Annotated in this window: 11 protein-coding genes, 2 tRNA genes and 1 pseudogene; all 14 read left to right on the top strand. The window is 60.4% G+C overall.

Going from position 1 to position 14,308, the window contains the following annotated elements; all coding sequences use genetic code 11:
* Nucleotides 1–46: 46 nt before the first annotated feature.
* Nucleotides 47–271 (top strand): hypothetical protein, encoded by a 225-nt coding sequence (locus tag AB5287_RS07570; protein ID WP_007055377.1) that lies wholly within the window; start codon nt 47–49, stop codon nt 269–271.
* A gap of 265 nt (nt 272–536) precedes the next feature.
* On the top strand, nt 537–2,912 hold the full coding sequence (pflB, locus tag AB5287_RS07565) for a formate C-acetyltransferase (protein ID WP_007052051.1): 2,376 nt from the start codon (nt 537–539) through the stop codon (nt 2,910–2,912).
* Between the two features lie 109 nt (nt 2,913–3,021).
* On the top strand, nt 3,022–3,903 hold the full coding sequence (gene pflA / locus AB5287_RS07560; RefSeq protein ID WP_011068217.1) for a pyruvate formate-lyase-activating protein: 882 nt from the start codon (nt 3,022–3,024) through the stop codon (nt 3,901–3,903).
* 62 nt (nt 3,904–3,965) lie between these two features.
* The gene (locus AB5287_RS07555; protein WP_007052053.1) at nt 3,966–4,604 is read left to right on the top strand and encodes a DUF3000 family protein; all 639 of its coding nucleotides are present in this window, start codon (nt 3,966–3,968) and stop codon (nt 4,602–4,604) included.
* Nucleotides 4,601–5,902, top strand: coding sequence for an HRDC domain-containing protein (locus tag AB5287_RS07550; RefSeq protein WP_077321977.1), 1,302 nt, complete (start codon nt 4,601–4,603; stop codon nt 5,900–5,902). The genes AB5287_RS07555 and AB5287_RS07550 overlap by 4 nt, the downstream gene beginning before the upstream one ends.
* 54 nt (nt 5,903–5,956) lie before the next feature.
* Nucleotides 5,957–7,336, top strand: coding sequence for a trigger factor (tig, locus tag AB5287_RS07545; RefSeq protein WP_007052055.1), 1,380 nt, complete (start codon nt 5,957–5,959; stop codon nt 7,334–7,336).
* A 183-nt stretch (nt 7,337–7,519) separates the two neighbouring features.
* The gene (locus tag AB5287_RS07540) at nt 7,520–8,986 is read left to right on the top strand and encodes a chloride channel protein (protein ID WP_007052056.1); all 1,467 of its coding nucleotides are present in this window, start codon (nt 7,520–7,522) and stop codon (nt 8,984–8,986) included.
* Between the two features lie 115 nt (nt 8,987–9,101).
* A complete protein-coding gene (locus AB5287_RS07535) occupies nt 9,102–9,482 on the top strand; it encodes a hypothetical protein (RefSeq protein ID WP_007052057.1) in 381 nt (126 codons plus the stop codon).
* A gap of 105 nt (nt 9,483–9,587) precedes the next feature.
* Nucleotides 9,588–10,211: an ATP-dependent Clp protease proteolytic subunit gene (locus AB5287_RS07530; protein ID WP_007052058.1), complete on the top strand. Its 624-nt coding sequence runs from the start codon at nt 9,588–9,590 to the stop codon at nt 10,209–10,211.
* 5 nt (nt 10,212–10,216) lie between these two features.
* Nucleotides 10,217–10,918, top strand: coding sequence for an ATP-dependent Clp protease proteolytic subunit (locus AB5287_RS07525; protein WP_007052059.1), 702 nt, complete (start codon nt 10,217–10,219; stop codon nt 10,916–10,918).
* 121 nt (nt 10,919–11,039) lie between these two features.
* A complete protein-coding gene (clpX, locus tag AB5287_RS07520) occupies nt 11,040–12,458 on the top strand; it encodes an ATP-dependent Clp protease ATP-binding subunit ClpX (RefSeq protein WP_165499539.1) in 1,419 nt (472 codons plus the stop codon).
* Between the two features lie 117 nt (nt 12,459–12,575).
* Nucleotides 12,576–12,649: transfer RNA gene (locus AB5287_RS07515), tRNA-Arg, on the top strand.
* A gap of 29 nt (nt 12,650–12,678) precedes the next feature.
* A tRNA-Arg gene (locus AB5287_RS07510) sits at nt 12,679–12,752 on the top strand.
* A 187-nt stretch (nt 12,753–12,939) separates the two neighbouring features.
* Nucleotides 12,940–14,196, top strand: a pseudogene (locus tag AB5287_RS07505) (Na+/H+ antiporter NhaA); the annotation flags it as partial.
* Between the last annotated feature and the right edge of the window lie 112 nt (nt 14,197–14,308).

The raw sequence follows: 14,308 nt of genomic DNA, 5'->3' as shown, positions 1-14,308 counted from the left end.
ATTGCTCCCGCCAGCGGGAGCAAGTAATACCGTTGAGGAGGTACCAATGACAGACGATAACAAGAAGCAGTGGTATTTCAACACCGTCAAGAAGCAGGCCGAGTTGGGCATGGTCTCACCGATCGAACAGCGCATGGGTCCGTACAAGACCAAGGAAGACGCCGAACATGCGTGGGACATCGTGGTGGACCGCAATGCCAGATGGGAGGAGGAGAACCGGCGCTGGAAGAACTACGGCGTGAAACCCGCACAGGCTCGCCCCGAGGATTGACGGTCGAAAACTGACGGATACGGTTCTGCTGTCAATCTCAAGACCGAACCGCTCATACGAACATCACAGTATGAGCGGTTTCCCATATCTGGAGACGTGCAATAGTCCCATCAATATCTAGAAGCCATTGGAATGGTAGCGTTCACAGAAACAATGTGAGATAGCTCACTCCCAATTTCAGCTTTTCTCAAGCAAGTGCCAACTACACTGTTGAACCAAGGGTTCCGTGAAGATGCGAAACCTACAACCCCATTTAAGGAGTGACATGACCGCAGTGGAAAATGCAGCTGTCTCCCAGGAGGAGCTCGACGCCAAGGCGTGGGCCGGCTTCACCGAGGGCAACTGGCAGAAGGATATTGACGTCCGCGACTTCATCCAGAAGAACTACACCCCGTACGAGGGCGACGAGACATTCCTGGCTCCTGCCACCGAGAAGACCAAGCACCTGTGGAAGTACCTCGACGACAACTACCTGGCCGTGGAGCGCAAGCAGCGCGTCTACGACGTGGACACCCATACCCCGGCCGACGTCGACGCCTTCCCGGCCGGCTACATCGACTCCCCGGAAGTCGATAACGTGGTCGTTGGCCTCCAGACCGACGTTCCCTGCAAGCGCGCGATGATGCCGAACGGTGGCTGGCGCATGGTCGAGCAGGCCATCAAGGAAGCCGGCAAGGAACCGGATCCGGAGATCAAGAAGATCTTCACCAAGTACCGCAAGACCCACAACGACGGCGTCTTCGGCGTGTACACCAAGCAGATCAAGGTCGCCCGCCACAACAAGATCCTCACCGGTCTGCCGGACGCCTACGGCCGTGGCCGCATCATCGGCGACTACCGCCGCGTCGCCCTGTACGGCGTGAACAAGCTCATCGCCTTCAAGAAGCGCGACAAGGACTCCGTGCCGTACCGCAACGACTTCACCGAGCCGGAGATCGAGCACTGGATCCGCTTCCGTGAGGAGCACGACGAGCAGATCAAGGCTCTGAAGAAGCTCATCAACCTCGGCAACGAGTACGGCCTCGACCTGTCCCGCCCGGCCCAGACCGCGCAGGAAGCCGTGCAGTGGACCTACATGGGCTACCTGGCCTCCATCAAGTCCCAGGACGGCGCCGCCATGTCCTTCGGCCGCAACTCCGCCTTCCTCGACTGCTACATCGAGCGCGACCTCCAGGCCGGCAAGATCACCGAGACCGACGCCCAGGAGCTCATCGACAACATCGTCATGAAGCTGCGCATCGTGCGCTTCCTGCGTACCAAGGACTACGATTCGATCTTCTCCGGCGACCCGTACTGGGCGACCTGGTCCGACGCCGGCTTCGGCGATGACGGCCGTTCGATGGTCACCAAGACCTCGTTCCGTCTGCTCAACACCCTGACCCTCGAGCACCTCGGACCTGGCCCCGAGCCGAACATCACCATCTTCTGGGATCCGAAGCTGCCTGAGGCCTACAAGCGCTTCTGCGCCAAGATCTCCATCGACACCTCGGCCATCCAGTACGAGTCCGACAAGGAAATTCGTAGCCACTGGGGCGACGACGCTGCCATCGCATGCTGCGTCTCCCCGATGCGCGTGGGCAAGCAGATGCAGTTCTTCGCCGCCCGCGTGAACTCCGCCAAGGCCCTGCTGTACGCCATCAACGGCGGCCGCGACGAGATGACCGGCATGCAGGTCATCGACAAGGGCGTGATCGAGCCGATTACCCCGGAGGCCGACGGCACCCTCGATTACGAGAAGGTCAAGAACAACTACGAGAAGGCCCTCGAATGGCTGTCCGAGACCTACGTCATGGCCCTGAACATCATCCACTACATGCACGATAAGTACGCGTACGAGTCCATCGAGATGGCCCTGCACGACAAGGAAGTGTACCGCACCCTCGGCTGCGGCATGTCCGGTCTGTCCATCGCCGCCGACTCCCTCGCCGCCGTCAAGTACGCCAAGGTCTACCCGATCTACAACAAGGACGCGAAGACCCTGGAAGGCCACGAGTACGAGTACGTTGAGGGCGCCGACGACGACCTGATCGTCGGCTACCGCACCGAGGGCGAGTTCCCGGTCTACGGCAACGACGACGACCGCGCCGACGACATCGCCAAGTGGGTCGTCTCCACGGTCATGGGCCAGGTCAAGAGGCTCCCGGTCTACCGCGGCGCCGTCCCGACCCAGTCCATCCTGACGATCACCTCCAACGTCGAGTACGGCAAGAACACCGGTTCCTTCCCGTCCGGCCACGCCAAGGGCACCCCGTACGCTCCGGGCGCCAACCCGGAGAACGGCATGGACTCCCACGGCATGCTGCCGTCCATGTTCTCCGTCGGCAAGATCGACTACAACGACGCTCTTGACGGCATCTCGCTGACCAACACCATCACCCCTGATGGCCTGGGCCGCGACGAGGACGAGCGCATCGGCAATCTGGTCGGCATCCTGGACGCCGGCAACGGCCACGGCCTCTACCACGCGAACATCAACGTTCTGCGCAAGGAGACCATGGAGGACGCCGTCGAGCACCCCGAAAAGTACCCGCACCTGACCGTGCGTGTCTCCGGCTACGCGGTGAACTTCGTCAAGCTCACCAAGGAGCAGCAGCTCGACGTCATCTCCCGTACCTTCCACCAGGGTGCCGTCGTCGACTGATGACCAACCCCGCGAACCGCGGCAATGACTAACTGAAGGGGTGGGGCACGGCTCCACCCCTTCCTTATTTCCCACAGACTTTCGCATCATTTGGAACAGGAGGACAACGATGCCCGCAACACCCACGTTCCGCACCACGACCAGGCATATGCTCAAGGAATCGAAGACCTATGCCTCGCAGACTTTGATGGGTGGCCTTTCCGGCTTTGAATCCCCAATCGGACTCGACCGACGTGACCGCCTTTCCGCCCTGAAATCCGGTGATATCGGCTTCGTCCACTCTTGGGACATCAACACCTCCGTGGATGGACCGGGCACCCGCATGACCGTGTTCATGTCCGGCTGCCCGCTGCGCTGCCAGTACTGCCAGAACCCGGACACTTGGAAGATGCGCGACGGCAAGCCCGTCTACCTTGACGCCATGATCAAGAAGGTCGATCGTTACAAGGACCTGTTCAAGGCCACGCATGGCGGTATCACCTTCTCCGGCGGCGAATCCATGATGCAGCCCGCCTTCGTCTCGCGTGTGTTCCATGCCGCCAAGGAGATGGGCGTGCACACCTGCCTCGATACGTCCGGCTTCCTCAACACGAATTACACCGACGAGATGCTCGAGGACATCGACCTGTGTCTGCTCGACGTCAAATCCGGCGACGAGGAGACCTATCACAAGGTCACCGGCGGCACCTTGCAGCCCACCATCGATTTTGGCCAGCGACTGGCCAAGGCCGGCAAGAAGATCTGGGTGCGATTTGTGCTCGTGCCGGGCCTGACCGACTCCGAAGAGAACGTCGAAAACGTGGCGAAGATCTGCGAGTCCTTCGGCGATGCCGTCGAACACATCGACGTGCTGGGATTCCACCAGCTTGGCCGCCCGAAGTGGCACGAACTGCGCATCCCATACCCGCTGGAGAACCAGAAGGGACCCAACGCCGCCACCCGCGAACGGGTGGCCAACCAGTTCAAGGACCACGGCTTCACCGTGTATTAAATTGCAGGGCCGAACCGCGCGTAAATACCACGATTCGGCCCGTTCGCCCATACCCTAGAGATATGGCCGACATCTACGCATTTCCTACGGGAGAGTCCAACGACGGACGCCCCGTGCGCCCTCAGGGTGTGCCGGATGAAGTATGGGCAGCCGTCGAATCCGTCAGCACCATGAAGCGCATCCATGACGTGCGCTATCGGGAGATTCCCGTGCCTTCCACCTTGGCCGATTATGGTATCGGCGTGGAATTCGAAGCGGGAGAGCGTGCCCTCGGCGATGCCTTTTCCGCCGGTCTTGGCAGCGATGCCGAATCACGAATCGCCACAGGCTGGATCATGATGCTTTATGCTCATGAGCTGCGCATTGACTGGGATTCCAACTGGCGTTGCGTGGCGTTCGCGCGACTGCCGCTGGAAACCGCCGAAAACGATTCTCTGACCCCCGGCATGTACTGGGATGACATGTGCGACTATTTCGACGGCATCGAGCCGGATTCGGTATCCGGCACAGTCACCGTGACCCAAAACACGGCTTTTGGCTCGATGGCCGGCTCCACCAGCGCCGGGTGTGAGATTCGCGTCTCATGGACCCCGCTTGACGGGACCGGGCCGGACGGTACTATGGACGCCGGCGCACAAGTCCGCTCGTGGGCCGCATTCATCAGATCCACCATCCGTTTTGAGGAGGATGACGCCAGTTGAGTGACGTCCGTGACACCGAACCCCGACTGCTGAAAGAGCCTCGCGGGGGAGTACCCGATGTCACTTCGACGCTGGACGGCTATCATCGTGTCTGCGATGCGCTGGCCGAGGCGACGGGCTCGCTGGCCGCCGACGCCGAACGGGCGTCCGGCTTCCGCTATGGACACGAGGATTGGCTGATTCAGTTCAAACGTGAGGGTGCAGGCATCGCCTTGCTTGATCCCGTCGCCCTGACCCGGGCCGGAGCTGATTGGAATGAATTCAATGACGCCGTGGGCGACGCCACGTGGATTCTGCATGATTCTCTGATGGACTTGCCCGGATTCGCCGAAATCGGGCTCAAACCCAAAGCCCTGTTCGACACGGAAATAGCGGCGCGATTGCTCGGCCTGCACCGCTTTGGTCTGGCCGCCGTCACCGAACACTACCTCGGCATCACGCTAGCCAAAGAGCATTCCGCCGCCGATTGGTCCTACCGTCCGCTGCCGCGCGACTGGCGCAACTATGCGGCGCTCGACGTGGAGGTGCTTATCGAACTTGAAACCATGATGCGTCGTGACCTGAAAGCCGCAGGCAAGGACGAGTGGGCCGCTGAAGAGTTTTCTCACGCTTTGGTTGCGGGCCTTGCCCCGCGCAAACCGCATCCGATTCCTTGGCTGCGTATCTCGCGCATCACCCAGCTGAGTCGTGATCCAAGGGGCTTGGCCATCGCCAAATCCCTATGGGAGGAGCGCGACCGACTCGCCCGGCAATACGATATTGCGCCCAGCCTGTTATTGGCCGATTCATCAATCATCGAGGCGGCGACCAACAAGCCGCACAATGCTGCCCAATTCCGCGCGCTCCGATCCCTGAACGAGCGTGTGCGCATCCATACCGGCACCGAGCAGGACAAAATGTTCGAGCGGTACGCGCCGATTCAGCGTGTGGTCAAACCGAAGGTCTGGAAGCAGGCCATCGATCGAGCCATAGCCCTGAAGCCCACCCAATGGCCTACCATGCCCGCCCCCGAACAGGATGAAAACGGTGTGGTGAACGCGCCCCGATCCATGCGGCTGTGGCAACAGCGCCATCCGGAGCGTTATGACCGTCTGCAACGGGTGCGGCGTGTGATCAACCGCATCGCCGAAGACACCCGCACGCCGGCCGAGATGATCATCAAGCCACAGATCCTACGCAATCTGTGCTGGGTGGAAGACCCGGTGGAAGTGGACGTCGAGACGTTCCTGATCGAGCAGGGCGCAAGGAACTGGCAAGTGAAACTCATTGCACCGTCCGTAAGTGGCGTTATCATGTAGAGGTTGCCTTACGGCAGAACTGTAAGAAATAACGACTTTTGAGGAGTCATTAGCGTGAAGATCAGCGTTCGTAACCTCGAGCCCACCAAGGTGAAGCTCACCGTCACTGTTGAACCGGAAGAGCTCAACCCGTATCTGGATGCGGCCCGTAAGGAAATCGCCAAGCAGGTGAACGTTCCCGGCTTCCGTAAGGGCCACGTTCCCGGCAAGATCATCGACCAGCGCATCGGTTTCGCCGCCGTCGCCGGTGAGGCCGTGAACGACGCGGTCCCGGAGCTGTACTCCAAGGCCCTGGATGAGAAGAAGATTCGTCCGATGGCTCAGCCGGAGTTCGACGTGCAGGATGTTCCGCAGTCCGCCAACGACGAGACCAAGCTGAAGTTCACCGCCACCGTCGAGCGTCGTCCTGACATCGAACTGCCGGAAATCGACGGTCTTGAGATCGCCATCTCCAAGCCGGAAGTCAAGGATGAGGACGTCGACAAGCGCCTCGAGACCCTGCGTCAGCGCTTCGGCACCTTGGTCGGCGTGGACCGCCCGGCCGCCAAGGGCGACTTCGCCAACATCGACCTGACTGCTGAGATTGACGGCGAGACCGTCGACTCCCAGGAAGGCGTGAGCTACGAGCTCGGCTCCAACACCATGCTCGACGGTCTGGACGAGGCCCTTGACGGCCTGTCCGCCGGCGAGGAGACCACCTTCGAAGGCACGCTGGAAGCCGGCGAGCACGAGGGCCAGAAGGCCACCGTGAAGGTCAAGGTCAACTCCGTCAAGGCTGAGGAACTGCCGGAGCTGAACGATGAGTTCGCTTCCGAAGCTTCCGAGTTCGACACTCTGGACGAGCTCAAGGCTGACATCCGCAAGGCTGCCGCTCAGGACGCCGAAGGTCGTCAGGCCACCGAGGCTCGCGATGCCTTCATCGCCAAGCTGCAGGAAGGCCTCGAGATCCCGGTGCCGAAGGGCGTCAAGGCCAACATGGTCGAAGAGCAGCTCAAGGGCATGACCCCGGACCCGGAGAAGGCCACCAAGGAGCAGAAGGCTCAGGCCGAGGAGACCGTGGAGAAGGATCTGCGCGATCAGATGGTGCTCGACGCTCTGGCCGAGAAGCTGGACGTTCAGGTGTCCCAGTCCGACGTGTTCAACTTCCTCGCTTCCATCGCCCAGCAGTACGGCATGGATCCGAACAACTTCATCCAGGCCATCATCAAGAATGGCCAGCTTGGCTCCGCTGTGCAGGAAGTCGGCCGTTCCAAGGGCCTGCTCGCCGGCATGCGCGCCGTCAAGTTCACCGCTGATGGCGAGGTTGTGGACCTCTCCGCCTTCCTGGGCGAGGCCGCTGAGGACGAAGAGTCCGAGTCCGTCGAGGCCGCTTCCGCTGCTGCCGCCGTGGCCGACGAACTGTCCGCCAAGGATGACGCCAAGGATGCTGAGTGAGCATAGCCTCATCGCGTTAGCGTGATTGTTTGAGCCCGGAATCGTGTTTCATGGTTCCGGGCTCTTCCTATTCTGGCAAAAGGACTATTTCTTTGGCTCCCCTCTTTGAGGGGAGCTGTCGAGCGTGGCGAGACTGAGGGGAGTTCCCAAGGCATACTCGTTGCATAGGGTGCGGAGGTTGACATGCAGCCAACGGTTACTATCAAACGCCTTGGTTGGCTCGCTGCGGCGACCATTGTGCTCGGCGTGCTCATCGGTGTGGGAGCAGGTCTGCTGACCCTGTTGCTCTACGGCGTTGAACATGTGCTGCTCGGCTACATCGAAGGCCCAGAATTGCCTGGTCCATTCGGCGTGCCCGCTGCACGCCGTGCGATATCGGTGACCGTGGGACTCAGCATCGCAGGCATTATCTGGTATCTGCTGCGACACAAAACGACTGCGGTGCCCTCAGTCAAGAAGGCCGTGGCGGGAAAGCGAATGCCTTTCTGGCAAACCATTGCGCATGTGGTATTGCAGATTTTCATCGTCGGCTCCGGTGCCTCGATCGGCCGAGAAGTCGCCCCACGCGAACTCGGTGCCATGCTCGCGCAACGTTTCTGCGACCTGTTCCATATCGAGGGCGTTGACGGCATCGACCGGCGCATGGTGGTGGCAGTGGCTGCCGGTGCCGGTCTAGGAGGCGTCTATGACGCGCCACTGGCCGGCATGTTCTTCGCCGTCGAAATCCTGTTGGTAGATGTGACAATCGAAAAAGTTGCGTTTGGACTGGGCATGTCTGCCATTGCCGCATTCGTGGCGGTTGCGATCAAAGGGCATTGCCTGTTCTACGACATTACCGCCATGCAACCGGAATCCACGCCAACGTTAATGCTGTTCGCTCTGATCTGCGGTGCGGCATGTGGAGTGGGCGGCGCATTGTTCCGAAAAGGTTCGCAATGGGCGGAAGCGCACAAGCCAACCGGTAAGGCTATTCTGTGGCAGATGACGCTGGCTGGTCTCATCACCGGTTTGGTGGCGATTGTTGTGCCGCAGGTGATGGGCAACGGCCGTGCCGCAGCGCAACTTGGATTCAGCACATTCATTCCTGAAACCGCCGGCACTGCTGGTGCCATGCAGTCGGCATCTTCAGCGGCCGCCTCTCCATGGAACTTGCTGACGGGCGGCGGTAATGTATCCGATTCGGCCTCTGGCGGGGGAGCGGGCTCTGGAATGGCATCGTTCTGGGCCATGCTTCAGGGTGGGAGCGGCCCTTCTGGATCCGTGATGAACGCCGGTTTCCCGCTGTCCCAGTCCAATATCTGGATGTTGCTGGGTGTGTTGGCACTCACCTTTGTTGCCAAAGCGCTGGTGACGCTGATGACCATTCGCTCCGGTGCGTCGGGCGGTGTGCTGCAGCCCGGCATCGCATTAGGTTCCACGCTGGGTGCGATGCTCGGTCTCGTATGGATACTGATGTTTCCGACTGATTCGGTAACTGTGTGTGCCTTGATCGGTGCGGCTTCGTTGCTTTCGGCCTCACAGCAGGCACCGCTTATGGCCATGTGCTTGGTGATGGAGCTCTCTGAAGCGCCGATTACCTTCTTTGTACCGGTCGGCATGGCCGTGGCCACGTCGTCACTGATATCAAAGTGGTTGCTGAGTCGTAAGTAAGTAAATACATATATTCTGGCTCCCCTCTCTGAGGGGAGCTGCCCCGGTCGAAACTCCCCTCAGCCGCCTATGGCGACAGCTCCCCTCAGAGAGGGGAGCCGAGGTAAAGAAAGCTATGTCAGAAAATACAGAAATTCGCTCGGCACTTGAATTGCTTGCCGCTGAGCCGCTCACTGAGCAGATTGACTACTATCGAAAGCCATTCATGGTGTTATGGGCCGCCATTCAGGAGGCAGCCAGCGATGTGGCCGAAGACTACGACTTACCTGCGGATATGGCCCAATTATGGGTGGCCGAACAGATGCGCCAAGTCGCCGATTCACTGGTCGATCGGCTCGCGGAAAAAGCCGTGGCCCATGGTGCCAGCAAGTCCAACGTAGCGCGAGCCGCCGGTGCCAGCCCCGCCAATGCCGCCCGTCGCTTCCCGCGTCTGGGCGACGATGCCGCCTCCCAGACCCGCCTCCTCATTGACGACGTCCTCGACACCTTGGAATAACCCGAAATCCCTACGCTACCCGCCAAAAAGCACGCGAAAAGACGCCTTCAGTCGCTTCAAGGCGGTAGTCTGAACAATGTTCGAGTAATTAGAAGGAGAATCAAGGTGAGCAATACCTTTGCGACCTTGCCGGTCATGGCGGGCGATGACGTCCCGGCCGGCCCCGTCGACCCGATTTTCAACCGTCTGCTCAAAGACCGCATCATCTGGATGGGTGAAGAGGTCAAGGACGATATGGCCAACCGCATCTGCGCTCAGCTGCTGATGCTGGCCGCCGAAGACCCGAAGAAGGACATCTGGCTGTACATCAACTCGCCGGGCGGCTCCATCACCGCCGGCATGGCCATCTACGACACCATGCAGCTCATCGAGCCTGACGTGGCGACCGTGGGCCTGGGCATGTGTGCTTCCATGGGCCAGTTCCTGCTGAGCTCCGGCACCAAGGGCAAGCGTTACCTGACCTCGCACGCCCGTGTGCTCATGCACCAGCCTTCCGGCGGCATCGGCGGCACCGCCACTGACGTGCGCATCAACGCCGAGCTCATCATGGACATGAAGAAGACCATGAGCGAGCTGACCGCTGAGCAGACCGGCCACACCCTCGAGGAAATCTACCGCGACAACGAATACGACCACTGGTTCACCGCCCAGGAAGCCCTCGACTATGGCTTCGTGGACAAGCTCGTGACCACGCCGGACACCATCGGCAACAACCAGCAGGGGGAGTGAGACTCATGGCAAGTGAAGAAGCAAAGTTCGCCGCCCGTGCCGACCGCTTGGCCGGCCGTCAGGGCGTAGCCGGTTTCATGCCGGCCTCCGCCCGCGCAGCCCAGCCCGCGCCGACCAACCGTTACATCATGCCGCAGTTCGTGGAGAAGACCCCGTATGGCATGAAGACCCAGGACGCCTACTCCCGCCTGTTCGAGGATCGCATCATCTTCCTCGGCGTGCAGGTGGACGACGCCTCCGCCGACGACGTGATGGCCCAGCTGCTGGTCCTCGAATCCCAAGATCCGAACCGTGACGTGATGATGTACATCAACTCACCCGGCGGTTCGATGACGGCCATGACCGCCATCTACGACACCATGCAGTACATCAAGCCCGACGTGCAGACCGTGTGCCTCGGCCAGGCCGCCTCCGCCGCCGCCATTCTGCTGGCCTCCGGCACCAAGGGCAAGCGCCTGATGCTGCCGAACGCCCGTGTGCTCATCCACCAGCCGGCCATCGACCAAGGCTTCGGCAAGGCCACGGAGATCGAGATTCAGGCCAAGGAAATGCTGCGTATGCGCGAATGGCTGGAGGAGACCCTCGCCAAGCACACCGGCCAGGACGTCGAGAAGATTCGCCGCGACATCGAAGTGGACACTTTCCTGACCGCTCCTGAAGCCAAGGAATACGGCATCGTGGACGAGGTGTTGGAACACCGCCAGTAAAACTTCCGGACATTGCAATACCCTCGGTCGGCAACGACCGGGGGTATTGTATTTCAAGGATGACAATGATAATGCGCAGCGTGGCGGTTCGACGGTGCGGCGTAGTCGGCAAAGGAGAATCATGGGACGTGTGGTGAGCTACAACGAGGACGTACCCCGTTGCACGTTCTGCGGCAAAACCGAACATCAGGTACGAAAACTGGTGGCCGGTCCCAATGCCTCCATCTGCGATGAATGCATCGCCCTGTGCGTGGACATCATCTCCGAGGAGCGTGTCAAAGATGCCGAGGTCAATTCGCTGAGCCTGCCCAAGCCCGCTCAGATCTTCGATTATCTCAACCGCTACGTCATCGGTCAGGAGAACGCCAAGCGCGCATTGTCCGTGGCCGTATACAATCATTACAAACGCGTTAATATGGAGCTTCAGGAGTCCGCTGAGCAGCTTGACGGGAATAACGGGCACGGTGGCCAGACCGGCAAACAAGCCAAGCAATCCGCTCCCGCCCAGACGCGTGCTGCCCGCCGCAGCAATGACCCTTTGGCTGACGTCGAGGTCGCCAAGTCAAACATTCTGTTGCTCGGCCCCACCGGCGTGGGCAAAACCTATCTTGCGCAGGCGTTGGCCCGCGTAATGAACGTGCCGTTCGTCATCACCGACGCCACCACCCTGACCGAGGCCGGCTATGTAGGCGACGATGTGGAAACCGTGCTCCAACGTCTTCTCCAAGCTGCGGATGGCGACGTAAGCCGAGCCCAGCACGGCATCATCTACATTGACGAAATCGATAAGATCGCCCGCAAATCCGGTGAGAACACCTCCATCACCCGTGATGTGTCCGGTGAGGGCGTTCAGCAGGCGTTGCTGAAGATCTTGGAAGGAACCATCGCCTCCGTGCCGTTGGAGGGCACGCGCAAGCATAAGGAGCAGGACGTTGCGCAGATGGACACACGCGGCATCCTATTCATCTGCGGCGGTGCGTTCGTGGGGCTGACGGACATTGTTCGCAAGCGATTAGGCCGTCGAGAGACCGGCTTCGGCGCGAATTGGCATGACGCCGACATGAAAGACGAGGAATTGCTCGAACAGGTCAATGCCGATGATCTGGCCGAGTTCGGACTGTTGCCTGAGTTTATCGGACGTTTGCCGGTCACCAGTGTGCTGAAGGAACTTACCGTAGACGATCTGACGGCGATTCTCACCCAGCCAGCCAACGCGCTGATCAAGCAGTACCGTAAACTGTTCGCCGTCGACGGCGTCGACCTGCAATTCACAGAACAGGCCATTCGGGCGATTGCTGATATCGCTATCAAGCAGGGGACCGGCGCACGCGGGTTGCGTTCGATTATCGAACGTACGTTGCAGGACACGATGTTCCAGTTGCCGAGTTTGGATGATGTGAGGCAGGTGATTGTGGACAAGGCGTCCGTAGAGGGTTCCAGCACGCCCAAACTCCTGCGCGAAGCCGTGGATGTGCCGCAGGGACGTCTCAAGGTTGCGCAGTCGGTTTTGCTTGACCGAGTCCGTACACACGAGGCGTGAGGCCAGTAAATACGCCGTTGCGGCGGCGATTAAGATGAATGCGACTCGCCGCAACACGCCGAGTTGCATTCAGCTGAACGGCGTGTATTATATATCGAGTTGTCTGAAAGACAACATGCGCCAGTAGCCCAGCGGATTAGAGCAGCTGACTACGGATCAGCAGGTCGCAGGTTCGAATCCTGTCTGGCGCACTCCCGAACCACGGGGACAACAGTGGTATGCGCCAGTAGCCCAGCGGATTAGAGCAGCTGACTACGGATCAGCAGGTCGCAGGTTCGAATCCTGTCTGGCGCACAGTAAGCCTCGAAAGCGAAATGCTTCCGAGGCTTTTCCAATTGTATTGGCCCGTCTGAGTCGGTTGAGTCGGCCACACAGGGTTGGGCTAAGGTTGCCCTTCGCGACTCAGCCCGGAGCGGAACGTCCTGAGATATTCCGTACTATTACATACGGTTCATCCAAGAGAGTGCAGCAAGGAGACGCGATGGCCACGACCGCCGGCGCGAAGAAGGGACTTTGGTCCACCATCAGGCGAATCGCCGCCTCAGACCGTATTTCCGGACTCATCATGCTTGGCTTCGCGCTCACCGGCCTGGTGCTCGCGAATCTGCCCGCCACCGCGCATGCGTTCGAGACCGTAGCGGAAACGCATCTGTTCATCCCCTACACCAATCTCGACCTGCCTATTGGCCACTGGGCCCAGGATGGTCTGCTTACCATCTTCTTCCTGACCGTGGGCCTCGAACTGAAGCAGGAACTCACCACCGGCTCGCTTGCCAATCCGAAAGCGGCCGCCGTGCCGATGCTGTGCGCGGTGGGCGGCATGATCGCCCCGCCCATCCTGTTCCTGGCCGTCACGGCATTGTTCTCTCAGATCGGGCCTGGTGAACCCGGCACGCTGATTCTGACCACCACCGGCAGCAGCATTCCGTTCTCGGAGATGTCGCACGGCTGGGCAGTGCCCACCGCCACGGATATCGCGTTCTCACTGGCCGTGCTCGCCCTGTTTGCCAAGGCCCTGCCCGGTTCGATCCGCGCGTTCCTGATGACGCTTGCCACCGTCGATGACTTGCTGGCCATTATTCTGATCGCCGTATTCTTCTCCTCGATTAACGCCTGGTATTGGTTCATCGGCATCGCCGTATGCGCCGCCATCTGGGCATACCTCGTACGACTGAAAAAAGTGCCGTGGATCGCGGTTGGCATCGTCGGTATCCTCGCTTGGATCATGATGTTCGAGGCAGGCGTGCACCCCACACTGGCCGGCGTGCTGGTTGGCCTGCTGACCCCCTCTCGTGAAATGCACGGCGAACTCTCGCCGCGTGCCGAACGCTATGCCAACAAGCTCCAGCCATTCTCCGCACTGCTGGCCCTGCCCATCTTCGCCTTGTTCGCCACCGGCGTACACTTCGAGTCGATGAGCCCGCTATTGTTGGCCTCGCCGCTGGTCATCGCACTGATTGTGGCTTTGGTGGTCGGCAAACCTCTGGGTATCATCACCACCGCATGGCTGTCCACGCATGTGGGCGGGCTCAAGATGGCCAAGGGGCTGCGTGTGCGCGACATGATTCCCGCTGCCGTCGCCTGCGGCATTGGCTTCACTGTGTCCTTCCTCATCGCTTCGCTGGCGTACAAGAACGCGGAACTTTCCGCTGAGGCGCGCTTCGGCGTGCTGGTGGCCTCCCTGATCGCCGCCGCGATTTCCGGTGTGCTGCTGAGCCGTCAGTCCAAGCGATTCGAGAAGACCGCAGCCGCAGCAGCGGCTGATGCGGAGGATGACGAATCGATTGATGGTGATGGCATCGGGCAGTCAAGCCACACCACAGAGCCCACCACGCCCACGGAACACCCCG

Source organism: Bifidobacterium sp. RTP21102st3_E2_RTP21102_210122 (genome assembly GCF_040916945.1).
Classification (GTDB): domain Bacteria; phylum Actinomycetota; class Actinomycetes; order Actinomycetales; family Bifidobacteriaceae; genus Bifidobacterium; species Bifidobacterium longum.
The sequence above is the reverse complement of the archived record's forward strand: the minus strand, read 5'-3'. Positions and strand labels throughout refer to the sequence as shown.

Excerpts from the sequence above, each read along its gene's own strand:
- pflA (WP_011068217.1), top strand. The coding sequence starts at position 3,022 with ATGCCCGCAACACCCACGTTCCGCACCACGACCAGGCATATGCTCAAG.
- AB5287_RS07525 (WP_007052059.1), top strand. The coding sequence starts at position 10,217 with ATGGCAAGTGAAGAAGCAAAGTTCGCCGCCCGTGCCGACCGCTTGGCC.
- AB5287_RS07540 (WP_007052056.1), top strand. The coding sequence starts at position 7,520 with ATGCAGCCAACGGTTACTATCAAACGCCTTGGTTGGCTCGCTGCGGCG.
- AB5287_RS07535 (WP_007052057.1), top strand. The coding sequence starts at position 9,102 with ATGTCAGAAAATACAGAAATTCGCTCGGCACTTGAATTGCTTGCCGCT.
- pflB (WP_007052051.1), top strand. The coding sequence starts at position 537 with ATGACCGCAGTGGAAAATGCAGCTGTCTCCCAGGAGGAGCTCGACGCC.
- AB5287_RS07555 (WP_007052053.1), top strand. The coding sequence starts at position 3,966 with ATGGCCGACATCTACGCATTTCCTACGGGAGAGTCCAACGACGGACGC.
- clpX (WP_165499539.1), top strand. The coding sequence starts at position 11,040 with ATGGGACGTGTGGTGAGCTACAACGAGGACGTACCCCGTTGCACGTTC.
- AB5287_RS07570 (WP_007055377.1), top strand. The coding sequence starts at position 47 with ATGACAGACGATAACAAGAAGCAGTGGTATTTCAACACCGTCAAGAAG.